The organism is Chloracidobacterium sp., assembly GCA_025057975.1.
In the GTDB taxonomy this organism is placed as follows: domain Bacteria; phylum Acidobacteriota; class Blastocatellia; order Chloracidobacteriales; family Chloracidobacteriaceae; genus Chloracidobacterium.
Genome location: JANWUV010000005.1, coordinates 216,369 through 239,992, shown reverse-complemented (window position 1 = coordinate 239,992; position 23,624 = coordinate 216,369). Strand labels below are relative to the sequence as shown.

The 23,624-nt window shown below is 61.1% G+C and carries 18 protein-coding genes and 1 pseudogene; 7 read left to right on the top strand and 12 right to left on the bottom strand.

What is annotated here, in order from left to right; translation table 11 throughout:
* Positions 1-416: 416 nt before the first annotated feature.
* The 3 genes and pseudogenes from NZ585_06440 to NZ585_06430 form a co-directional block, all read right to left on the bottom strand.
* Positions 417-1,085: pseudogene (locus NZ585_06440) on the bottom strand (formylglycine-generating enzyme family protein).
* Positions 1,086-1,156: 71 nt separating this feature from the next.
* On the bottom strand, positions 1,157-2,044 hold the full coding sequence (locus NZ585_06435; GenBank protein ID MCS7079671.1) for a caspase family protein: 888 nt from the start codon (positions 2,042-2,044) through the stop codon (positions 1,157-1,159).
* The gene (locus NZ585_06430) at positions 2,029-2,397 is read right to left on the bottom strand and encodes a caspase family protein (protein ID MCS7079670.1); all 369 of its coding nucleotides are present in this window, start codon (positions 2,395-2,397) and stop codon (positions 2,029-2,031) included. The genes NZ585_06435 and NZ585_06430 overlap by 16 nt, the downstream gene beginning before the upstream one ends.
* 331 nt (positions 2,398-2,728) lie before the next feature.
* Here NZ585_06430 and leuS point away from each other — a divergent pair, with 331 nt between their 5' ends.
* From leuS to NZ585_06410, 4 genes are all read left to right on the top strand, one after another.
* Positions 2,729-5,263, top strand: coding sequence for a leucine--tRNA ligase (gene leuS / locus NZ585_06425; protein MCS7079669.1), 2,535 nt, complete (start codon positions 2,729-2,731; stop codon positions 5,261-5,263).
* Positions 5,264-5,305: 42 nt separating this feature from the next.
* Positions 5,306-6,253, top strand: a complete 948-nt coding sequence (locus NZ585_06420; protein MCS7079668.1) for an alcohol dehydrogenase catalytic domain-containing protein — start codon at positions 5,306-5,308, stop codon at positions 6,251-6,253.
* 138 nt (positions 6,254-6,391) lie between these two features.
* Entirely contained in the window at positions 6,392-7,957 is a 1,566-nt protein-coding gene (locus tag NZ585_06415; protein MCS7079667.1) for a chlorophyllide reductase subunit Z, read from the top strand.
* Positions 7,958-7,992: 35 nt separating this feature from the next.
* A complete protein-coding gene (locus tag NZ585_06410) occupies positions 7,993-9,246 on the top strand; it encodes a hypothetical protein (GenBank protein ID MCS7079666.1) in 1,254 nt (417 codons plus the stop codon).
* Between the two features lie 18 nt (positions 9,247-9,264).
* On the opposite strand, the gene NZ585_06405 is transcribed toward NZ585_06410, so the two are convergent.
* The 7 genes from NZ585_06405 to NZ585_06375 all read right to left on the bottom strand — a co-directional run bounded on the left by NZ585_06405 (position 9,265) and on the right by NZ585_06375 (position 17,162).
* Positions 9,265-10,686: an aldo/keto reductase gene (locus NZ585_06405; GenBank protein MCS7079665.1), complete on the bottom strand. Its 1,422-nt coding sequence runs from the start codon at positions 10,684-10,686 to the stop codon at positions 9,265-9,267.
* Between the two features lie 89 nt (positions 10,687-10,775).
* Positions 10,776-11,147: a hypothetical protein gene (locus tag NZ585_06400; protein ID MCS7079664.1), complete on the bottom strand. Its 372-nt coding sequence runs from the start codon at positions 11,145-11,147 to the stop codon at positions 10,776-10,778.
* Positions 11,144-13,771 carry a type IV pilus secretin PilQ gene (gene pilQ / locus NZ585_06395; GenBank protein ID MCS7079663.1) on the bottom strand — a complete coding sequence of 876 codons (2,628 nt, stop codon included), beginning with the start codon at positions 13,769-13,771 and terminating at the stop codon, positions 11,144-11,146. Before pilQ ends, NZ585_06400 begins: the two co-directional genes overlap by 4 nt.
* 124 nt (positions 13,772-13,895) lie before the next feature.
* Positions 13,896-14,588: a hypothetical protein gene (locus tag NZ585_06390; GenBank protein MCS7079662.1), complete on the bottom strand. Its 693-nt coding sequence runs from the start codon at positions 14,586-14,588 to the stop codon at positions 13,896-13,898.
* Positions 14,589-14,674: 86 nt separating this feature from the next.
* On the bottom strand, positions 14,675-15,250 hold the full coding sequence (locus tag NZ585_06385; GenBank protein ID MCS7079661.1) for a type 4a pilus biogenesis protein PilO: 576 nt from the start codon (positions 15,248-15,250) through the stop codon (positions 14,675-14,677).
* A gap of 15 nt (positions 15,251-15,265) precedes the next feature.
* Positions 15,266-15,937, bottom strand: coding sequence for a hypothetical protein (locus NZ585_06380; protein MCS7079660.1), 672 nt, complete (start codon positions 15,935-15,937; stop codon positions 15,266-15,268).
* Positions 15,938-16,082: 145 nt separating this feature from the next.
* Positions 16,083-17,162 (bottom strand): pilus assembly protein PilM, encoded by a 1,080-nt coding sequence (locus tag NZ585_06375; GenBank protein ID MCS7079659.1) that lies wholly within the window; start codon positions 17,160-17,162, stop codon positions 16,083-16,085.
* 552 nt (positions 17,163-17,714) lie between these two features.
* Between NZ585_06375 and NZ585_06370 the strand changes: the two genes are divergently transcribed.
* The 3 genes from NZ585_06370 to NZ585_06360 are packed head-to-tail and all read left to right on the top strand — an operon-like array spanning position 17,715 to position 21,963.
* Complete coding sequence (locus NZ585_06370) at positions 17,715-19,448, top strand: hypothetical protein (GenBank protein MCS7079658.1); 1,734 nt, start codon at positions 17,715-17,717, stop codon at positions 19,446-19,448.
* Between the two features lie 54 nt (positions 19,449-19,502).
* Positions 19,503-20,915: a 30S ribosomal protein S12 methylthiotransferase RimO gene (rimO, locus tag NZ585_06365; GenBank protein MCS7079657.1), complete on the top strand. Its 1,413-nt coding sequence runs from the start codon at positions 19,503-19,505 to the stop codon at positions 20,913-20,915.
* Positions 20,916-20,922: 7 nt separating this feature from the next.
* Positions 20,923-21,963 (top strand): asparaginase, encoded by a 1,041-nt coding sequence (locus NZ585_06360; protein MCS7079656.1) that lies wholly within the window; start codon positions 20,923-20,925, stop codon positions 21,961-21,963.
* Between the two features lie 70 nt (positions 21,964-22,033).
* Here NZ585_06360 and NZ585_06355 read toward each other — a convergent pair whose 3' ends face one another.
* Positions 22,034-22,609: an isoprenylcysteine carboxylmethyltransferase family protein gene (locus tag NZ585_06355; protein MCS7079655.1), complete on the bottom strand. Its 576-nt coding sequence runs from the start codon at positions 22,607-22,609 to the stop codon at positions 22,034-22,036.
* A gap of 6 nt (positions 22,610-22,615) precedes the next feature.
* Positions 22,616-23,578: a tryptophan--tRNA ligase gene (gene trpS, locus NZ585_06350; GenBank protein MCS7079654.1), complete on the bottom strand. Its 963-nt coding sequence runs from the start codon at positions 23,576-23,578 to the stop codon at positions 22,616-22,618.
* Positions 23,579-23,624 lie beyond the last annotated feature (46 nt).

Sequence of the window (23,624 nt, the reverse complement as noted above, 5' to 3'; positions counted from 1 at the left end):
AGGAACTCGAACACCTCAAAGCCAAACTCCGCGACCTCAACCGCGCTGACTAACGCAGTTTTCGAGAAAATATAAGCGCGCTTGCGAGACAATGTAGCAAGTCAGCCCGCCATCTGGCGTGCGGCGGCTGGACGCCGAACGCTTGACGCCACCCGCCAATCCAGTCTTGCTCCATCCTCGTGGAAATCACTCGACCACTGCCCGGCGCCATTTCACCCGCCCCCGTGGGACAGTCCAACCGCTTGACGCGCCGCGTCATCGGCGGCGCACCGCCCCGCCTGAACGTCGCCACGCCATTCATCGCGTGGCCTCCACGGCAAACCCCGAAAACCCACAGCAAACAATGGGCAAAAATTTCGCCGCGCGCTAAAGCGCCCGGCTCAAGGGAAAAGACTCAAGGGTAATGACACGGGGGCTTACGGCGCGCCGACCGCCACGCGCAAACCGAGGTTGTTGACCCGGTCCGTCGGCGGGCCGGGCCAGCGGAGGGCGGCGCGGCAGTAGTAGGCGTAGTAGTACCACGCCCCGCCGCGCACGACCCGCTTCTCCACGCTCCCCGGACTCCGCGGATCAGCCACAGGGCTAATCCGGTAGTAGTCCCCCTTGTACCAATCCTTGCACCACTCTCACACGTTCCCGTGCATGTCGTACAACCCCCACCCGTTCGCCCGCAGCCGTTTCACAGGGTTCGTCCGCCCACCGCTGTTCTTGTCGTACCACCCCAGCGCCCCCAACAACGCCTCCCCATCCCCACTAAAGTCATCACCCCGCGTCCCAGCCCGACACGCATACTCCCACTCCGCCTCGTACGGCAACCGCCACACCAGCCCTCCGCCCACCGGATACCGCGCGTTCAGCTCGCTCACAAACCGCCGGCAATCCTCCCAACTCACCTGCTCCACAGAACACTCCGGGCAATCCTTGAACCAACTCGGATTCCCGCCCATCACCCCCTCCCACTGCCGCTGCGTCACCTCCGTCTCCCCAAGCCAATACCCCCGTGTAATCCGCACCCGATGCACCGGCTTCTCATCTCCCTCCCCGTTGTTCGACCCCATCTCAAACTCGCCCGGCGGTATCCACACCAACCGGATCCCGGCCGGACTCGCCCACACCCGCCCAGCGCGCGCGCCCGCCGGTGGCTGCGCCCCCGGACTCACCCCCACGCCCCCAGACGCCGGCACACGCCCTCGCCAACACTAGGCAAGCCCAACTCCACCTCTTTCCCAGCCTCCACTTCCACCCGCTTCTCCGCCACCGCCATCCCAGCTTTCCGCCCAACCACCGTCACCACCCGCCCAGCCGCCAGCTCCTTCACTCGAAACACCTCCCCCTTCGCTTCCGCCACCCCCAGCGCCTTCCCATCCACCTCCACAGCCATCCCTATCTCCCAAACGCGCACTGCCACCACCCCGCGCGGCACCTCCCGCTCCACCTTCAGCTCTATCGCCGGCTTCCCACCACTTACCGGCGTCTTCGCATCCGTCCCCTGCACATCCCCAGCCACCGGCCGAAAATAAAAATCCCCCTTCAACGACGACGGCTCCCACGGCACTTGCTCCCCACCACTCCGCCGCTCCACCTCCACCCGCACCGCCTTGAACACCTCCTCCACTTTCAACCCCGGCCGCCGCATCACCTCCAGCAACACCTCCGTGTACAACCCGTTTCGCTCGCCCTGATACCCATCCCGCGCCGTCTTCCCAGGCCCTGTTGCGTACGCAATCAGCATCCCGCTCGGCGCTTCCGTCCGCCCCAATCCCCAACCCCCGCTCGTCCGCTTCCCTGCCCATGCACCCCGAAACGGATTGTCCCGACACGCATCCAAAATCACTATCCCCAACCGACTCTCCTTCATCGCCTCCAGCACATCCCCTACATCCACCCCCTGATACTTTACATCCAGTTCCTCGCGCGGGTCCGCCTCCACCGGAATCAAATAGTTCACGCCGCCGACTTCCACCCCATGCCCTGCAAAGTAAAACAAACCCACGCCCCCGCTCTCACGCAACCGCTGCCGAAACCGCTTCACCGCCTCCACCATAATCCGCCTGCGTCCAAATCCACGTACCCGCCACCGCCGGTACCCAGCACCTCAAACCCCAGCTCCCGCAGCACCCCAGCCATCGCCCGCGCGTCATTCCCCGGATTCGCCAACGGCCGCGCCCCCCGATACGCCCCGTTCCCAATCACCAGCGCCACCCGCCGCTCACTCGCTGGCACGCTCGCTTCCTCCGACGGCGGCAGCACCTGCCGCACCCGCTGCCCGCTCCGCGTCCGGCGCTTCTTTTGCCCAACCGCCTCCGTCGCCACCGGCCACGCCGTCGCCCACACCAGCGCCGCCGCCACCGCCGCCAAAAACACGCCGCTGCGCAGACTCTCCCATCTCACTGCCATAGCTTTCCCTCTGCCTAATTTCTGCTCTTCATCTCTTGCGCTGCGTGACGCGACGCCAAGGCTGCCGCCGTGTGCCGTCCGCCGCCTGACCGTCGCCGTCTCGGAAAATTCTCTGGGTTTGGGACATGTCTTGTCCCGGTGACATTACCCCAAACCGCCACGTCCCTAAACCCAGCGACAAAGTCATGGAGCAGAACAATCTTCTGGAAGGGTCGGCGCACCGCGCGCTTTACCGACCCGCCGCTTTTGGTCATCCTTCCGCCAACACAACTGACCACCTTCCTGCGCAGGGTCATCGGACGGATGCACCCCTGCGTTCGCTTTCACCTCTATGCACGAGAAATACCAACCCCACGTCATTGAAGAACATTGGCAGCGAATCTGGCGCGACGAACAAACCTTCGCCGTCCGCGACGACGGGACGCGCCCGCGCTACTACATGCTGGAAATGCTCCCCTACCCGTCGGGACGCATCCACTTGGGACACGTCCGCAACTACAGCATCGGCGACGCCGTGGCGTGGTACAAGCGGCTACGCGGCTACGACGTACTGCACCCGATGGGCTGGGACGCCTTCGGTCTGCCGGCCGAAAACGCCGCCATCAAGCAGGGCGCGCGCCCGGACGACTGGACGTTCCACAACATCGCCGTCATGCGCGCCCAACTGCAACGACTGGGGTTCAGCTACGACTGGAGCCGTGAAATCACCACCTGCCGACCGGAGTACTACCGCTGGAATCAGTGGATGTTCATTCAGCTTTTCAAAAAGGGGCTGGTGTACCGCAAGCGGTCGGTCGTCAACTGGTGTCCGAAGTGCAACACGAGTCTGGCCAACGAGCAGGCCGAAGGCGGCTACTGCTGGCGGCACGAAGATACGCCGGTCGAACAACGCGAACTGGAACAGTGGTTTGTCCGGCAAACCGACTACGCCGAGGAACTGCTGGCCGGCATCGAGGGCGTCCTGCGCGACGGCTGGCCCGGCCATGTCCTCAAACGCCAGCGGGACTGGATCGGCCGCAGCGAAGGCGTGGCAGTGGATTTCGCCCTCGCCGACGCGCCAACCGTCAACATTCGAATTTTCACCACGCGCCTTGACACCATCTACGGCGCCAACGCGGTCATCGTCGCCCCGGAGCATCCGCTGATGGCGACGCTGCTGGAGCGTAGCCCCGTCCGCGCCGAAGTCGCGGCGTTTGTCGAGCGCATCACGGCTCAGTCGCTCCGTGAACGTACCGAGTCGCGCGAAAAAGAAGGCGTAGACACAGGCCTCTGCGCCGTCAATCCGTTCAACGGCGAACGGCTGCCGGTCTGGACGGCCAACTTCGTGCTGGCGCAGTACGGTACAGGCGCGCTGATGAGCGTCCCCGCGCACGACGAGCGCGACTTTGAGTTTTCGCGCAAGTATCGGCTGCCCATCCGCCGCGTCGTCTGGGACGCCATCCCCGCCGACCCCAACGCGACGCTTGAGATTTCCTCCGTCCCGTTTCTTGACGAAGGTTGCCTCGGTCCCGACTGCGGCCCCTTTGCCGGGATGGCGTCCGACGCGGCGCGCGCCGCCATGGCCGACTACGCCGAAGCGCAGGGCTTCGGCAAGCGGACGGTCGTCTATCGCCTGCGCGACTGGGGTATTTCGCGCCAACGCGCCTGGGGAACGCCGATTCCGATGATCCACTGTGACGCCTGCGGGACGATTTCCCCCGAACGGGAGGAAAATCTGCCGGTTCTGCTGCCGCCGGACTTGGATTTTTCCGCCGGCGCTCCGCTGGCGACACACCCGACCTTCACAAAGGTCACATGCCCGAACTGCGGCGCTCCCGCCCGCCGCGACACCGATACGATGGACACCTTTGTGGATTCCAACTGGTACTACTTCCGCTACTGCGACCCGCACAACGACCGGCGGCCGTTCGACACGGAAACGGTTAAACGATGGATTCCGGTGGATTTTTACATCGGCGGCGATGAACACGCTGTCATGCATCTGATTTACACCCGCGCTTGGACGATGATGATGCGCGACATCGGGCTGATTGACTTCGGCGAGCCGGTCAAGCGGCTGCTCACGCAGGGCATGGTCATCCTCAACGGCGCGAAGATGTCAAAGTCGCGGGGCAACATCGTGGACCCGGACGAGATGATTCGTCGCTACGGCGCGGACGCCACGCGGCTGTCCATCCTGTTTGCGGCTCCGCCGGAGCGGGAAGTAGATTGGAAGCGGGTCACGGACGAACACGGCAACGAGGACTACCCGGCCGCCGAGGGCGCGATGCGGTATCTGGCGCGCGTCTGGCGCTTAGCCTACCGCTGGCGCGACCGATGCCGCGCTGTGACGGGCGTCCCGGAGGCGGTTTCACCGGCGGCGGAGGCGGCGCGGCGGGCGACGCATCAAGCAATTGCGCGGGCGACAGACGCCTTTGAAAACGGTCTGCGGCTCAATGTCGCCGTGGCGACGTGTATGGAGTTGACCAACGCGCTGTACGACTTTGACACGGCGGTGGGTGAGACGACCACTGACGCCGACGCCCAAACGATGCGTGAAGGCTTAGAAGCACTAACGCTGATGCTGGCCCCCCTTGCGCCGCATATCGCCTCGGAACTGTGGCGGGAACTGGGTCACACCGTCCCCCTGACTGAAGCCGCGTGGCCGGCCTTTGATCCCGAACTCGCCCGCGAACCGCAGTTGGAGATTCCGGTGCAGGTCAACGGCAAGCTCAAAAGCAAGGTGCTGGTGTCGCCGGACGCCTCGGACGCCGATCTGGAAACGGCGGCGCTGACGGACGGCAAAATTAAGGCGCTGACCGAAGGCAAAACCATCGTCAAGGTCATCGTCGTCCCCAAACGGCTCGTCAACATTGTGCTCCGGTGAAGGCGCGGCGTGCGCCTTGCCCTTCATCTCCACAGGTTACGCATGGAAGCCATTGTCATTTACGCGCCGCATGAAATCGGTGTTCAAACCATCCCGCTGCCGCCGATGACGCCGACTTCGGTGCGCGTCGTCACCAAGCTCACGTCCATTAGCGCTGGAACTGAGCGCCTGACGCTCGAAGGGCGGCTGCCCGGCATGCCGCAACTGCGCTATCCGCTGATTCCGGGCTATGAAAACGTTGGTGAAGTCGTCGAGGTCGGCGCGGAAGTTGATCCGGCGCAGTTTCAGGTCGGCGACCGCGTGTTCCTGCCCGGCACGGTACGCTACGAAGGCTATTTTTCCGTTTTCGGTGGGCAAGTTTCCGAATCCGTCAACGATGTTACGCGCCCGATCAAAATCCCCGCTGGCGTTTCGGATGAGACGGCGTTGCTGCTGGCGCTGGGAGCGACGGCGCGGCACGGCGTCCGCGATCTTGTCCGGGACGGGCATCAGCCGTCGGTGCTGGTGCTTGGACAAGGTATCGTTGGGCAGTTGGCCGCTCGAATGCTGGTCGAGGCCGGCGCGGAAGTCACCATCGCCGACATCATCCCCTTCCGCGTTGGGCTGGGCGAGGCTAATCACTTCATTGTCGTCAATCAGGACAGCGACATTCCTTCCGACGCCTATGATGTCGTCGTGGAAGCGACCGGCAACGTCGCCTGCTTCGACACCGCCGTACGCGCGCTCAAAAAGCACGGCCGGCTTCGCTCGCTAGGGTTTTACGAGGACATCCGCTTTGCGTTCGGGCCGGCCTTCATCAAGGAAATCACGCTCGACATTGCTGGCGAGTGGGACGCCGACGATGTGGCGTTCACCTGTCGGTTCCTCGCCGACCACGACGCGACGCTCCGCCAGCTGATCACGCACCAGTTGCCGGCGCGCGATCCGCAACGGGCCTACGCCGTTGCACTCCGCGACCCGGAGTGTTTGAAAATCGCGCTCACATGGTAAGTTGGTTTTAGGGTGGATGCTCCGGCGTCCACCCTGAACCATTTCACGGGCGACGTTCCCCAGCCCTGCTCGCACCGTTACGGCGTGCGCCTTGCGCCGAAAGTCTTCAATTCCCGCTTGATTGGGAGCGTCTCACCTATGCCGCTGTCACAGGAAGTTGAAACCCTTGCCCAGAGCGCCCTTCGCGCCGGCCTCATGCTCAACGTCAAACGCGACGTGGATACCAGCAATGCGTTCTGGGGAGCGCTGTTTACGTTTGGGTGTCTGCCCGACTTGCAGGTGGTCATCAACGGCCCGGTGGGATGCTACACGCTGCCGATCACCTCAATTCTCAACTACACCGACACCATCCCCAACCTGCCGAATGTCATCTCGACCGACTTCACCGAACGCGAAGTCACGCTTGACGGCACGAACCCAATCTTGCGGACGACGCTGGAAGGACGCTCGACGCTCAACGAGCGCCGCCGCGCCACGATTGTCCTAACGACGCAGGAAAGCGAACTCATCAGCACTGATGGTTTTGAATCGGGCCTTAGCGTCAGTGACGGCGTCGCCCAGTTTGACAGCCGAGCGCTTCAAGACGATGAATGGCAGGGACGCGACGCGGCGTTGTTGTACTTGTATGAAAACCGCGACTGGCTGCTAGCGGCGTCCGGTTATGACGCGGCGGCGCTCCGGGCGGCGTCGGCCGCACGCACCAAGCCGCGCGTGACCATCATCGGCCCGACCTACGGCTGCTTCAACAGTTACTCGGATCTGGCTGAAATTGAACGTCTGGTGCGCGGCGTCGGCGCGGAAGTCGGCTGCGTCATGCCATTTCGGTCGCGCGTCAAGGATTTGGCGACGATGGACGACTGTGACGCCTGCATCGTAATGTATCAGGAGTTCGGCGCCAGTCTCGCCGCCCGCATGAACAAGCCGTACCTCTATGCGCCGTTCGGGATTCAGGACACGACGGAATTCCTGCGTGAACTGGGACGGATGCTGGGGCGCACGTCCGAAGCGGAAGCGTTCATCGCCCGTGAAAAGCAAACCACGCTCCGGGCGTTCTGGGACCTGTGGCGTAGTCCGCATCAGGATTTCTTCGGTACATCGAGCTTTGGCGTCGTCGCCGGTGAGACGTACGCCCACGGTTTGCGGCGTGTTTTGCAGGACGAGTTCGGCATGCGGCCGACAGTGGTGGCTTCGCGGCAGGCGAAGTCAGGGCCGCTGGCCTACAGCGCGATTGACGTTCGGCAGACGCTCATTGACGATCCGCCGATGCTGATGTTCGGCTCAATCAATGAGAAAATCTACATCAGCGAGTTGGAGTTGCTGACAAGCTACATCCCGGCGTCTTTTCCAGGACCGGTCGTCCGGCGCGCAACAGGAACGCCGTTCATGGGCTACGCCGGCGTTGTGTATCTAGCGCAGGAAATCAGCAACTTTCTGTTTGAGATTTTGTTCCGCCACCTGCCGGTGGAAGGGCTTGAGCGCAAGCAGGCTGAAGAAACCACGCTGGCCATCCCGGAAGCCGAGATTACTTGGCGACCTGATGCTGTTGAGCGCATGAACCTTGTTTTGAAGAAAGTGCCGTTTTTTGTGCGCATTTCGGCAAGCAAAAAGCTGCGAATTGAGGCTGAACGGGAAGCGGTGCAGCGTCGGATTCGAGAAGTCACGCCGGACATCATTGACGATGTTGCGCGTCGCTTTGCGCGGTAGGGTATCATCCGTGACGCAAGCCTGATTTTTGCGTCATGGACGATACCCGCATGGATGACTACGCCGAATTTGCACGCGCCGTATACGCCACCGGCGTCCTTTCTGATCCGTGGCTATGGGGCGAACCGCGTTTCCGGTTGGACGGCGTCATTCTGTCGCCGGAACTGGCCGTTCGGCTGGCGGAAGCGGCGGAAGCGGTGACATACCTGCACCAAGAACTGGTTGAAATCCTGCTGGAAGCGCCGGATTTCATCACGATGTTTTACGGTCTGACGCCATTTCAGCAACTGATGTGGCGCGCATCAGGCGGGCTGTGGCACGGGATGGCGCGGGCGGATGTGTTTGTCTGCACGGATGGAAGCATCCGGTGCTGTGAACTCAACAGCGATACGCCATCGGGCCAGCCGGAGGCGGTATGGCTCAACCGACTTCGACTGGACGCGCATCCCGGCGTCGTGGATCCCAACGCCGACTTCCCAGCGCGTTTTACAGCCATGCTGCGTGAAAGCCATGCCAAACGAACGGACGCGCCGCTTGAAAGCGTTGGCATCGTATATCCGACCGAACTGACGGAAGACCTGTGCATGATTGCGGCTTTTTCGCGCTGGCTTGAAGCCGAGCATATCCGCGTCGTGACTGGCTCGCCCTACAACTTGCGCCGGACGCCGACGGGTGTAGCGCTGCTGGGTCAACCGGTGGATTTGATTCTGCGGCACTACAAGACCGATTGGTGGGGCGAACGCCTTCCGGTCTGGGCGGACGCCGAGGGCTATCCCGACGATGAGCCGCTGACTGAGCCATTACTGGCGCTGCTGGATGCCGACTTGCAGGGCGAAGTCACGGTGGTCAATCCGTTCGGCGCGGTCGTCACGCAAAACAAGCTCTCGTTTGCGTTTTTTTGGGAGGAAATGTCGCGCTTTTCACCAGAAGCACAGGCGTTGATTCGGCGTTTTATCCCTGAAACGTATCGCATGACGCAAATCGAGCCGGATCGGCTGCTTGATGAGCGGGAACAGTGGGTGCTCAAAAGCGACTACGGGTGCGAAGGGGAGGAAACCGTTTGCGGCCCGTTCGTCACACCGGAGGTTTGGGAGCGGACGGTCGAGTTGGCCCTTCCAGAACATTTTGTCGCGCAGCGTTTTTTTGAAGCGCAGCCCGACGCCGAGGGCTGGATTCCCAACTATGGCGTGTTTGTCTTGGGTGGCGGCGCAGCGGGCTTTTTTACGCGCTTATCGAAGACGAGCACCGAGTACGGGGCTGTTACCGCGCCGACCTTTGTTGGACGGTGATATGACGCCTTGCGGGGTTTACCCAACTGCAAAAGACCGCAAAATCGCCTCGCCGTCCACCATCGGGAGCGCTAAGACCTCAAACATATCCGCCACATAGCGCGTCTGGCGCATGCCGACCAAGACGCAACTCAAGTTCGGCAAACTCCGCAACGTGTTGACGGCCATTTGGCTCAAGGTTCGCCGGTCGTCCGCATAACCAGCCGCCGCCAACCGCCGCTGTACGCTGTCGGATTGCCGTTGTGACTGCGCGGCGGCGAAATCGGCGAGGATGGTGAGCGCCTCATTCGCCAACTCAATAAACCGGTCGCGCCAGACCGCAAAAGCGGCTTGGCGGTGAGACGGCGGCTTAACTTGGCTTAGCCACTCCTGAACCGGAAGGATGACCAGTTGGTAGGCGTTTTGCTCCCAAACGAACACGGAATCGAGCTGTGGCGCTAGTTGCAACAGCCGACCGGCGAGGCCGCCTACCGGGGGTGTAAGGCCGAAATCCGTCGTCAGCGTCGTCTCGTGGGCCCGCAGAGGCGACAGAGCGTGCGCCAGCGATTCCAAAGACGACAGCTCGCTTTGGACGGCGAAATCGGCCAGCCGGATCATTCGTTGTTGGGTAAAGGCGTTGAGCGGCCGGTTGGCGAGCGTACCGATGCCTTTCGCTGCGCAAAAAGCCAGCGGCGTCAGGCCTTCGTTGTTGGCTTCCGTCGCAGCGCCGGTTTCAAACAGGTTGAGCGGAAACTGCACGACCCTGAAATGGTGGTTGGGCGTCACAGCCTCCGCCTGCGCCAGACAGCGTGCAATGCTGGTCTGGGTTGGGTCGTCCGCCGGCAGTGGAAAGTTGTTGGAAGAAATCCCGTAGAAACGAATCGTACCGGCGGCGACTTGGGTTTCAAGGAAAGCAAACGCCTCCCGGATGCGACGGTAAAACTCGTCGTGGTCAGCCGCCGTGACGCCGCGTTTTTTGCATGCGTTGAGAAAGTATTCGGGGTTATGCAACAGGAAAACATCCAGCGTCGCCAAGCCCATGCGCTCACGGCTGCGTTCAATCTGGGTCGCCAGAAATTCCGGGTGAATACAATGCCAGAGGCCGGGGCCATACTTGACGACCTCTGGGAAGTTCCGGCGCTGTGCCAGCCGCATATTCTCGCCCTGAATGTAGCCGCCTTTCGTCACGACGATGACGGAAGCACGATCAACGTCCCGGAGAACGCGCCCAATAGTTCGCTCCGCGCCGCCGTCGGTGTAGTTGGCGCTGGTATCAATCAAGTTGCCGCCGCGCGCCAAATAGTCGCGCAGCGCCGCTTCGTGCGCCGGATTGTCTTCTTCGATGCGGTAACAGCCAAAGCCGAGCGGATGGCACCATAGGCCGGTTTGGCCGAGTGGCTTGAAAAAGGGCGGCGGCGTAAAGCCTTGACCCTGGGCAAATCCCGTGATGTAGCCGGTCATACGGTTTTCGTGTCGGTCCCTATCCGAGCTGCAACAAAAAAGCCTTCGCGAATGCGAAGGCTTTCCATCGGCGTTTGGAGCGCATAAGGCTAGACGAACTCTTTTTCGAGGAGCAAGTGCGCTTTGCGTAGCTCAAAGCGAGCGCGTCCGATGTTTCCTTCCGGGCTAAGGGCGATGATGATGAAGTACTCGCGCCCAATCAAACGCACGACCAGTAAAAAAGCGTCCGACATGAGCGTGAGTTCAGTGAGGGAACCAACGCCGGTGTCGGACGACATCCGCATGGTGTTGCGGAGGAGTGTCGCGTGCGACGTGGCAATCAACGCTACCCGCTCCCCCAAGTCCATTTTGGATGGGGCTTGAACATGTTCAATGGCCAATCCGTCAAGCCCCATGATGGCGATGCCGATGCTGCCCTCAACCCGTTGCAGGATGCCTTCGAGCAGCTCCGAAAAGGTCACGGTTGCCCTCCGCTCGCGGCGGGTTGTGGGGAAACCGGCGGTTCACCGCCCGACAAAATGTTCTCGCCGCGTCCAATCCGTGGCGTAATGAAGAAGAGCAGTTCACCAGTTGTACGGGACAAAGCGCGCCGTTTGAACAGCTCGCCCAACAACGGCAAGCTGGAAATGCCCGGCGTCCGAAAGACATCGCTGGTTTCGACATCGTTGAGGACGCCGCCGATGATCGTTGTTCCACCGTCCGGGACGATGACTTGGGTTGTCGCCGTCCGACGGCTAATGCTTGTAAAGCCGTTGATGACCTGACCGGGCGCGTCGTTAGTGACGGACACCGTCAGCAGTACATTCCCCTCCGTCGTGATCTGCGGCGTGATGGTCAACCCAATGGTCGCATTGACGAACGTCACTGTTTGCGCCACGCCAACGCCGGCTGTCGCAATGAAAGGAATCTGTGTACCGGAGGCGATAGTGGCTTGTGCGTTATTGAGTACTGTCACGCGCGGGGCGGCGATGGACTTCGCAATTCCCTTCTGTTCATTGGCGGTGAGCGTCGCCGACAATAATCCGGTCCCAATCGGCCCGGTTGTCAAGCCGAGCACCGACGAACCACCACCTGAAATGCCGGGTGCTGCACGCGGGCCGATGAGCAGACCGGGGATCAGAGACTCCGTTGCGCCGGGACTCGTCTCTCCCCTCGGCTGAAGAAAGGTTCCTGCTGACGTTGAGAAAGCGGCGGCGCGTCCCTGGCGCGTGAGGGCGGCGGCGAAAAGCTGAACACCCAGTTCGCGCGCAAAGTTGCGCGAAGCAAAAACGATCCGCGCTTCAATCTCCACTTGCGGTTCGGGTACATCCAACCGCGCGATCACATCCCGCACCTGCTCCAAGTAAGATGGAATGTCGGTGATGATGACGGTGTTGGTGCGGGGATTGATCGAAATTCGCCCGGCCGGAGAGAGCGCCTGCTGGACGATTCCGACAAAACCGATTCCACCCAAGATGCCGCCAATCGGCTGACCACTCGGACTCTGGAGTCCAGCCCCGCCGCCGGCTTGCTGCTGTACAGAACCTTGGTCAACCCGCTCGTACTTCAGCTTGAAGTATTCTGTCACCGTTGGGGCGCTGTAAATTTCCTGAAGCCGCTGGTTACGGCGATTCTGCTCTTCAGCCGTGATGGCGGCGACGGTCGCCACACGAACAATCATCCCTTCGCGGCGGTACGTCAGCTGATTGGCCCGGAAAATGGATTCGAGCACTTGCGTCCACGGTACCTGGTTGACTTTGAGCGTCACCGGCACCTTGCCGACGGACTTATCCAACACAAAGTTGACATCGTAGTTGTCCGAGATAAACCGGAGAATATCCGACAGGTCAACATTGGTGATGTCCAGACTTACCGGGTCGCCTTGGAACGAAGGATCGCCGAATTGTGCGCCGCGCCCACCTTGTGGTTTCCGTCCGGCGGCCGGCGTCGGAGCATTAGCCGGGGGCGTCATCGCTTCGGCGGTGGAAGCTGCTTTTCCTCCCGCCAGCGGCTCGGCGGAGACCCGCCGTGCAGCGGGGACGGTGAGCGCCGCCGGTTCCGGTTTGACGCCAGCTGAACGCTTGGCTGAGGGCGACTCAGCGGCCGTCGTTGCGGTTGAGATCGGCTCAGTCACAGGCGAAGCCACAGCAGAGGCGGGCGATGACTCTTCACTACTTGCCTTTTCCGTCGGCGCAGTGGGCGTCATTGTCGCTGAGGGCTGCTCGTCGGTAAAACGCACTACCAACCCAGCGTCTGACTCGGAGACGGTGTATGCGACGGTCTGCTTAAGATCAAACACCACACGAGTTGTACGGCTGTCCGGCGCTCCGACGCGAATCCGGGCCACCAGCCGGTCATCGCCTGCCAGCATTCGCTTCTCGACGGTTGCCACCGTGTCGAACAAATCCACTACCAATCGCGCCGGGTTTTGGAGGAGAAAGTGGCTATGCTTTGTCTTTGCCGTCAGCTTGAGTTCCGCGACGGTCGCCAGCCCTGCTTTAGCCAGCGTCAAAGCGTGGAGCGCCAGCGGTTTTCCGTTGGAGGGCTTTCCAGAACGCGCCGTGCCTGCCCGACTCAAAACGACCGGCTGGACAGGAGTCGCTGTTTTATGCGTTGCAACCGATCCAGCCGCCTCACCAGCGACAGACGCTGGCTTCACTTCCGTGGTGGTTGTCTTCGCCGGTTCGAATTCGATCACGAGGGTCTTGGCGTCGTCACGCAGGTACGAACGCACTTCGCACGCCTCGCGCAGTGCGACATCCAGCCGAGCCGTGTTCCGGCCATTTAGGCCTGATCGAACGACAACAGACGACACCAACCCTTGTTCTATGCGGTACTCCGGCAACAGCGCTGAGGTGTCCGCGCCATAGAGTTCAATCGTTACCAAGCATGGTTCAGGCTTTGAGATATGGTAATCCAAACGGGCTGCGCTTTGGAGTTGTACGCGCGTTGTGCGCGTCGAATCCGAGCGTATATCGAGTGTAGCGACAACAACCGTTTCCGGCGCAACAGCAAAGCCCTGAACCGGCGCTGCTCCGCAGCCTCCAAAGCCACACAGCAGGAGCAACGTCGCGCCGACGCGGGAACGTTTCGGCAGGGGTTTCATAGCTCTCCTCCGATGAAGAATCCTCTAATTGAAAAACGGTCGAAACCTGACCAAGCCACTTGATGATTGTGTTTGGTCCCGTCGGCAAGCGCCGCTTTTCGGGACAACAAGCAAACCGTCCGAACTATTGCGCCGCTGTCGGTGCGCCGCCGGACGCAGCCTTCGGGATGTAGTCTAAGAAGCGTTGCTTTTCGACAAGCTGGCCGTTGCTGCGAACGATGATTTCAGAGCACACCACCCGCCCCACAACCTGAGCGTCGGCCACGCCAAACGTCCGTGGCGCGCGTTCGATTTTCTTGACCGAGCCATTCCAGAACTTTGATCCCTCGCGCACAAACATGGTCGTCCCTGACCGACGCTCCTTGAGCAGTGCGCCCAGGCCGCGTTCAGTTGAGTAGATGCCTATCACGGTCAACTCCTCTACAAGGTACTTCTCCGATTCAGCAGGCGGCGGTTGCCCTTGATCCAAGCGTCGGTCTCGAATCTCACGCCATTTCGCCTCACGGGTTGGGAAATCGGGATAGGGAAGGTCGGTGACGGGCGGCCGGAATGGCTCGCGGAGCTTGCCGCTGTCCCGAAATGGATCACTGGACGGACGGCGAAACGGGTCGCGCCCAGTCCCAGTGTAGGTCGTCGGTATGGTGTCCGCCGGAGGCCCCTGCGGCGGCTTATCGCCCTGCCTGTCAGGCGGCGTCTGCAGTCCAGCTGTCGCCTTCTGCGCTACTGCTGAAGGCGACTGGCCCAGAGCTGGCGTCGCAAGGCACAGCAAACCAATCAACAGCCACATGTAACGATGATAACCAGTATAGGTATCCATGGGCTTTTCCTCAACTTTTTTAGCCTCGACTCGTCAAGTCAACCCAGGCTCTCAGGCTTCCCCAACGAATTGCCTCGATCCAAACCTTACTTCGGCTCTTCTTCTGTACTTAGGATATCCTGTTCTGAAGCAAAGAAGGTCGTAAGTTGGTAACTCGCCTCAACCGTCAGTTTCGGTGTCTGGGCGCTTGCCTGACGAATTTCCACATCGGACACCTTCACAATCCGCTGAAGAGCGGCAATGTCGGCGAAAAGCTGGCCAAGTTGGTCATAGGTGGTACCGGATTTGACGCTGATTGTCTTTTCGTAGTAAAAACCCCGCTTCTGAACATTGCCTGGACGAAACTCACGCACCACAGCCGACCGCGCCTGTGCGATTTTTTGCAACTGCGCCAATGTTTCCGACAAGCGTACTTCTTCCGGAATATTGGCGCGGTATGCCTGCAAATCGCGCATGTATTCTTCGATCTTTTTCTTGTAGTCGTTGAGCTGTACCCGAACGTTTTCGAGTTCCTGAACTTCTCGCTCTATTTTTTGGGCTTCCTTCTCGTCACGGTCGGCGTCCGTACGGAGACCGGCGCAAAACATTTGATCAATAAGGAAAAGAAAGGCGCCGACGCCAACGAAGACGATCAGAATCTGTAGCCACAATCGGTCAAGCATACAAAGACTCCTCGGCTATTTCCCAGTCTGCACCGTTCCGGTTTGCGCCGTTTGGGCGGCGCTGGCCGGGGCTACCGGCTGGGGCGGGTTGTAATCGCAGACGATGGTAAACTTGAGTGACTGCTGCTCTGTAGCGTCCGGCATGGTCTGGCCGGTTTCCTGAAAGGTTGGATTGACATTCGTAAAGAGGCCGTTCGAGCGAAGCTCCAGTTGTTGGGCGAACTCGGTGATGATGTCCCGATTCTTCCTCTCCTTTTCTTTTTCAACTCGATCAACAACGCCTTCAATTGTGACGTTGTTGCCGCGCAGTGTGATGCGTTCCAGACGGACGCCGGCCGGAATCCGCGCATTGACTTGAGACATCACCCCTACCGGGCCGCGCCGCTCGGCGTCAAGCTTCCTAATTATTTCCAGACGTGTCTCAAGGAGTTTTTTCTTTCGCTCGTACTCGTCACGCTCTTTTTTAACTTTCTCCAACTCGGCCTTGTTCTTTCTCGCCTGGTCAAGGCGCGCTTTAGCCTGCTCCCTCCGGTTGTTGCAATAGTAGTAGTCAGCGATGCCACCGACGATCACGACTAAAAGACCTAGAATCGCCAGAACAATAAAGGCCAACCCTCGAACCGGCGCCGGCGCTGTTGTCGGCGTCGGTTCAGTAACCGCGCTTGTGGCAAGATTGATTCTCGGCATAGTCAACCTATGCGCCAGTCGCCAACCAAAGCGGTGCCGACCAGCGACCTTTCTTTACATTTGCACTGATGTCTAAGGCATGGAGGTTTAGACAACTGCAAGGCGAAACCATCCGTTTGGAACAATTCGCCGTTGAACATGCCGGCTACTCTCCCGGACGACGCGCCGCCAGTCCGACGGCAACCGCCATTGTCGGTGACATTTCACGAATATATTCTTCATCGAATTTTCTTGGGTTCACAATGATCCGGGATGGGTTGAAGGCGTTGAACCGTTCGACGGGAATGCCGAACCGTTCCGAAAAGATGGACGTTAGCCCGGAAACTTTTGCACTCCCGCCGGCCACCAAGACTCGATCCACCGGCGCGACATCCGCCGAGGGACTGGTTGATCGCCAGAAGTCCAGTGTTTTCTGAACCTCCATCGCAATGATATCCGTCACCGAATCCAGCAGAGATTGAGCGTCGCTCGGCTGCAAGCCGTTGTCCGTCGGGACGCCGCGCTTGAGCGCTTCAGCTTGCTCAAATGTCAGACCCAACTCTTTCTGGAGCAAGTCGGTGTACTGGTTGCCGCCCGCCGAAATGTCACGGACAAAAACCGAGGTAGAGCCCCGCACAATGTTGATGCTTGTCACCGCCGCGCCAATGTCTAACAACGCCACGGTCGCCGTTGGCATCGGTTGGTAGTTAACCTCGTAGGCGTTTTGCAAAGCAAAAGCGTCCACATCAATGACGACCGGGTTGCGCCCAGCCTGTGAAATCACCGTTGTATACTGAGCAATCTTGTCGCGTTTACAGGCGACCAGCAACACCTGCATGACGCCAGCTGCCGGATCGCGGCTAACTACCGAGTAGTCCAGGTTGACGTCGGCAATGTCAAACGGAATGTGTTGGTCAGCCTCCCACTGGATCCGCTCCGCCAACTCGTCATCGGTCATGTAGGCGACTTCAATTCTCTTGATGATGACTGAATGCCCAGAAACAGATGTATTGACATCCTTAGTTTTGATGTTGTGTTCGCCTAAGAGACGACCAATGGCGTCACTGACATGGTTGAGATCAATGATATGACCATCCACGATGGCGTCTGGAACCAGATTGGCATGACCAATCGCCATCAGTTCAAAACCGTTTTTGAGTGGTTTCAACTCGACGGCTTTGACGGCGCTCGAACCAATATCAATGCCCACAACGGTTTTGGCGCCACCGAAACCAAATAGGCCCATAGCCTAACCTATTGCCTCCATTTCCCGCAGGAATCCAGGTTGCGTGCCCAGCGAGAGCAGATGAAGCTGGCCTTTACACACTGGACAAGTTGTGAGTCCCACCGGAAGCAGCAGGGGCCACACTCGAACGAGTCTACTCGCGTCACTGCGCCGTGCATGTCACCGTGCTCGTCATTGTTCAAAATGGTCAACCTGGCTACGGAAAACGCGCACCACACAGCGCTGGCAATGTTAAGTCTGTCTGGAGCAACGAATGCACGCCCCGCGATAGACAACCGCCTTGTACCTTTTGCGTGGCGTATGGTTATCATCGCGTTCCGGGCGCGTCAACCTCTTTTTGAGCGCCGGTAATATGAATCCAGTACAAAGTCCCATACTTTCAATCACTTTCGGAGTCAGGAGACCTGCGCCGGCGCTGTTCCACAGCCACATCCCCGTCAAGCGGCGTCTGCACAGCGCAAGCGAGCCGTTGCGTCTCGACCTAAAACGCACTACAGTCGGCGTGTGAACGCAGGCGCGGCCGTCTCCATTGCACGACGTTTTAGATGGCCTTTGGCGAGTTTTGTTCTTGTCGGCGGCTTGCTCTGGTGGTGGTTGCAACCGCAGCCGTCGCCGCCCGACTTGGCGCGCTACAGCCCACGCGAAGCGTTGCTCTTCATCGAAATGACTTCCCTTCCCGCTGGGCTTCGCCGCCTTGAAACCCTGGCGTTCTGGCAGGCGATCCATCCGGCGATTGGCGTTCCCGGACAACTCACCGACATCCTCACTGGCGCACGTTTAGTGGAATGGCTGGATGTCGGACCGGCGGAAGCGCGGCTGTTGGCGCGCGCCCGCTGGGGGTTGGTGGTGACCGGCTTCGCCGCTGAGGTCGTTCCTCCAGAGTCCCAACCGCCGCTCAAGCCACCGGACGGCGACGGGGCGACGCTCGATGTAACACCGCGCCTTGTGTTGTGCCTAACAAGCGGGTTACCCGTCGAACAAACAACAGCCGTCGCCCGCAACTGCCTGCCGCTGGTTGCGCGCAAGCTCTTCGGCGGTGATGTGCAATTTTCGGAGCAAACCCACCACAGCGCTCTCCTGCTCTGCTTTCGCCATGTGGAACGTCCGACAACGGCGCTGTGGGCCGCCGTTGTCGGTGGGGCGCTCCTACTGGCCAACGATGAAGCCGCCCTTCGCGCCTGCCTAGACGCCGCCGCTGGCCGCCGCGCTGCCCTTGCCGACCTACCCGCTTTCAGACGTGCCCGGCAAACTGTCGGCGGCGAACAAGCGTTGCTCTTTGCTTTCGCCAATCCCGCTGGACTGGATGCGGCGCTCCGTCTTCGGTCAAGCCGCCCCAGCATTGGCGGGAAGCTCTTGGTCAACGGACAGGAACAGTCGCTGACGGCCTCGCTCCTAGCGGGGCTTTTGGAAGGTCTTGGTTACGGTTTGGACGTTCAGGACGGGACGACGCTTGAGCGCTACCATTTGTCGCTTCATCCGCAGTTGGTCGCCGAACTTCAGCCACATTTGGCTCAGAGGCTTGACGCTTCACTTGCGGCGGGCCTCATCGCTTACACAAATGGGGTTGCCGTCTTGGGGCTGTCGCGTCCGCTGACGGCGTTAGACCGGCTTCAAACAGCGGTCGCCGCCCGCAGCAATGCGGCCGTTGCTTTTGTCGCTCGTGAACTGGTCGCCGGGTTGCGTGAGCGGTACGGCGTTCGCCCCCATGAACCGCTTGACGACGCCCTTGGCGACCAGTGGCTTTTGCTCAGCCCGGCAAGCGCGCCGGACGGCGGAACCGTCCTCGGCGTGCGCGTCCGAGACAAGGCGCGGGTGCTGCCGACGCTGGATCGCTACCTGCGCGCCGACGGCGCGGGTCTTGTCAATCCATCCCCGACGTACCTAGGCGTCCCGCTTGTCGTCTCAACGCACCGCGACCGACGCGCCGCCTGCTTCCTCGACGACTGGCTGTTTGTTGGCGACCAAGCCGCGCTGGAGCGTTTCCTCAACCAACGTCGGTCGGGGGCGCCGCCGCCCCCTCTCCCGCCTTTACCGGCAGAAGCTTTTCTCCACCGGTGTTACCGGTCGCAGGTGGACCTCAACACCGCCACGCTTGCGCTGATTGCCCTGATGCGCGCTGGCGACCCGACGCCGGCACGCTTGGAGGAACCCGCCGTACGGCGGGCAATCGAGCAACAGCCGCCAGCGATGGGCTACTTCCGTCTCCAGGCCGACGGCTTTTACGGTGAACTGCGCTCGCCTATCGGCAATCTTGCGTACTTGGCTTCGTTTTTCACCGGTCGATAACGTATCCTGTCAGCTTTGACGCCTTAGGCAACTGACGGAGAAGACAAACCCGCGATGACGGCTCCTCAACCGACCCTTGGCCTGGTCAGCTTGGGCTGTCCCAAGAACCTCGTGGACAGCGAAGTGATGTTGGGACTGGCGGCCCGCGCTGGCTACGCCGTCACCGACGACGCTAGTAGTGCAGATGTCATCGTTGTCAACACCTGTGGCTTCATAGAAGAAGCCAAGCAGGAATCCATCGAGACGATTCTTGAAATGGCGGCGCTCAAGGCGGCGCAACCGGGCCGACGGTTGATTGTCGCCGGGTGTCTGGTCGAACGCTACCGTCGTGAGCTGCCGGCGGAACTGCCGGAAGTGGACGCCTTTATTGGCACAAATGAATTAGAGCAGTTGCCCCGTTTGCTAGAGCGTCCCGACGCAACCATCACACCCCGTCCAGTGACGCTGCGGCCGCGCGGCGGCGTCCCGGCGCGCGAGCGCGACCGCCCCGACGCTGATTATCTCTATAGCGAGACGACGCCGCGCCTGCGGACGACGCCGAAGCACTACGCCTACGTCAAGATCGCCGAAGGCTGCGACCATCCCTGCGCGTTCTGCTCCATCCCGCAAATGCGCGGCAACCTGCGCAGTCGGCGCGTCGGCTCGATTCTCGCCGAAGTCGAGCAGCTGGCGGCGGAGGGCGTCCGGGAGGTCATCCTCATTGGACAGGATACGACTAGCTACGGCGAAGACCTTGGCTTGAAGGACGGGTTGGCAGACTTGCTGCGGGCGCTGGCGCAGGTCAAGGACATCAGCTGGATTCGCTTCCTCTACGCCTACCCGACGCGCATCAGCGACGCGCTGCTGGACGTACTGGCGAGTGAACCGAAACTTTGCCCGTACATTGACATGCCGTTGCAGCACGCGGCGACGCGCATGCTGCACGCCATGCGGCGGCCTGGCTCGCGGGCGTTTCTGGAAAAGCTCATCGCCCGCATCCGTGCGCGCATTCCCAACGTGGCGCTGCGGACGACGTTCATTGTCGGCTATCCCGGCGAAACGCAGACGGACTTCGACGTGCTGCTCGATTTTTGCGAAGCCCAGGCGTTTGATTGGGTTGGCGCGTTCGTCTATTCGGATGAGGAAGGCACGCCGGCGTTTGATTTGCCGGATAAGGTTTCAGGGCGCACCGCCGAAGCGCGACGGGCGAAGCTCATGCGCCTTCAGGCGCGCATCTCGAAGCAACGGCTCAGGCGGTTCAAGCGGCAGGTAGTCGAGGTGATGTTCGAGGGCGCATCCGACGACAGCGACCTTATCTGGCAGGGGCGTATGGCGACACAAGCGCCGGGGATTGATGGGCGCGTGCTCATCACCGACGCTCCAACCGACCTGCCGCCGCCCCAACCCGGCGACCTCGTACGAGTGGAGATCACCGCTACACACACCTACGATCTTGTCGGCCGGATTGTCGCCGACCGCCGGACCTGAAGCCCCTATGACGAACCAATCTTTATCCACAGCGTCCACCGCGCCTGTTTTGGTCGAGGTTTGGCGCGGCGCAGCGGTGGAGTCGCGGCACCGGGGTGCGGTCGTGGCAGCGACGGCGACAGGGCGCATTATCGCCGCCGTCGGCGACCCTCACTGGCTTTGCTTCCTACGCTCCGCGGCCAAGCCCTTCCAGGCCATCACCGTCCTTCGTACCGGCGCAGGAGAACGTTTTCGCCTTACGACACAGGAGGTAGCGCTCATCGCTGCCTCGCACAACGGCGAACCGGAGCATACGGCGGTCGTCGCCGGGCTACTTGAGCGACTGGGGCTGACGGCGGAGGCGCTGCGGTGTGGCGTCCACCCACCGTTCAATAGTGCGGCGGCGCGGCGACTGGCTGGCGTCGCCGTTACGCCCCTGCACAACAACTGCTCCGGCAAGCACGCCGGGATGCTGGCCGGCTGTCTGGCGGCGGGCTTTTCAACCGACGACTACGACAACCCAGCGCATCCGCTGCAAGCAATGATGGCGCAGGTGGTCGCCGAAATGTGCGGCGTTCCGGTCGAGCAAATGCCGGTCGGTTTGGATGGGTGTACCGTCCCGACGTGGGCCGTACCGCTCGCGGCCATGGCGGTCGGCTACGCGCGGTTATTTACGCATTCACCCTATCCAGCTGAAAGTCATCACGTTACAACGGCGATGCTAGCGCATCCCGAACTCGTCGGCGGGACGGAGCGGATTGACACCGACTTGATGCGCGCCGTACCGGGACGGCTGTTGTCGAAAGTTGGCGCGGAAGGCGTGCACGTCGTCGCCGTCCCGCCCTCCGACCGCTTTCCCGAAGGTCTGGGCGTTGCTGTCAAAATTGAGGACGGCGACAGTTTTCGCGCGCGGAACACGGCGATGCTGGCGGCGCTTCAGCGGTTGGGACTTCTTGGCGCTGCATCGCATGACGCCTTGGCGGTCAAATACAGCCGCCCTGTGCTGACGCACCGTAACCAAGTCGCCGGAGGGGTTCGAGCGGTGTTTTCCCTTGACTTGCTGGTTTAGGGCGGTTGTCACGCCAGCGCGGCATTGGGTGCAGTCAGCGCGTGGCAAAAGCCCCCTTCCCTTTGGCGTGTCACTGCTGCCACAACCACAGTGCGCCCAGGGCTAAAAAGACGCCTGCCAACCCCAGCACCGCCCGGTATTCACGGTGGCGCAGGTAAAGCCGTCCATCGAACCCATCACGCCACGCCGCGCCAAAGTTGCGCCAAGTTGGTAGAAAGAGCGGCGTACGGGCGGCGTACGCCGGATACTCATCCGGGAAAAGCTTGTGCAGGTGCGCTTCTTCGGCGCGCATGACGGGCCAGTAGACGGCGACGAACAGCGCGCTAATGACCAGCGCCAGCGGCCACGGCGCAGCAGCTGTCAGGCATCCCATCATCATTAGCCAACTGCCCAAGTACAGTGGATTGCGCGTCAGCCGATAGGGACCGCGTACCGCTAGCGCCTCATCCTTCCGCAAGTGGCCGGTCGCCCACGCACGCAGCGCCGCCCCCACGCCACCGATGAGTGCGCCGACGGCCATCCATTGGGGTGAGGGTTGTGCCGTGGCAAGAAACACGACTCCAACGAGAAAGCCCAGCGGCACGCGGGCGTGCTGCGCCCACGACCGCGCCTGCGCCCACCGGTCGGTTGTTTGCGCCGTGACCATCGCCGCCTACGCGACGCCGCAGGCGCGACGCGCGGCGTCAATCGTCGCCATAGCTTCCTGCCGTGCGCGAGCCGCGCCAGCGCGCAGTACGTCCTCAAGGTCGTCCGGCCGCGCCAGCCACTCACGGTAACGTTCGCGCGCCGGGCCAAACCGCTCCTTGAGCTTGGCTAGCAACGCCTTTTTCGCTTCGCCATAGCCATAGCCGCCGGCGCGAAAAGCCTCCGCCATCGCCGCCGTTTCTTCAGGGGACGCCGCCAGCGCATAGAGCCGAAATATCGTGTTCTTAGTTGGGTCTTTCGGCGCTTCAATTGGCGCGGAGTCGGTCACAATGCTCATCACGGCTTTTTTCAGCGCCTCATCGTCGGCAAAGATGTCAATCGCGTTGCCATAGGATTTACTCATTTTTTGCCCGTCTATGCCGGGCACGACGCTCGCCGCCTCGCTGACGCGCACTTCCGGCAAGACAAACACTTCGCCGTAAGTGTGATTGAAATAACCTGCCATGTCGCGCGTCATCTCAACGTGCTGTACTTGGTCGGCTCCGACCGGCACGACGTTTGAGCGATACGCCAGAATGTCCGCCGCCATCAGCACCGGGTAGTAAAACAGCCCAACTTTGGCCGGAATCCCACGCGCAACTTTGTCCTTGTAAGCGTGCGCGCGCTCCAACAACCCCATGCCTGTCACCGTCGCCAGCAGCCACGCCAGCTCGTGCAGTTCTGGAATGTCTGACTGCCGGAACAACGTAGCCCGCTGCGGGTCAAGCCCAAGCGCCAGATAGGTTGCGGCGACATCGCGCGTCAATTCGCGCAGCTGGGCTGCGTCATTGATGGTCGTCAGCGCGTGGTAGTTGGCAATAAAGTAAAACGCTTCACCTTCGCTCTGGAGTGCAATGTGCTGCGCAATCGCGCCAAAGTAGTTCCCAAGGTGAAGCTTGCCCGAAGGCTGGATGCCGGAAAGAAAACGAATCGTTTGCGTCATGGATGAACCTTTTCTTAGCTCCATTGCTTTGGCG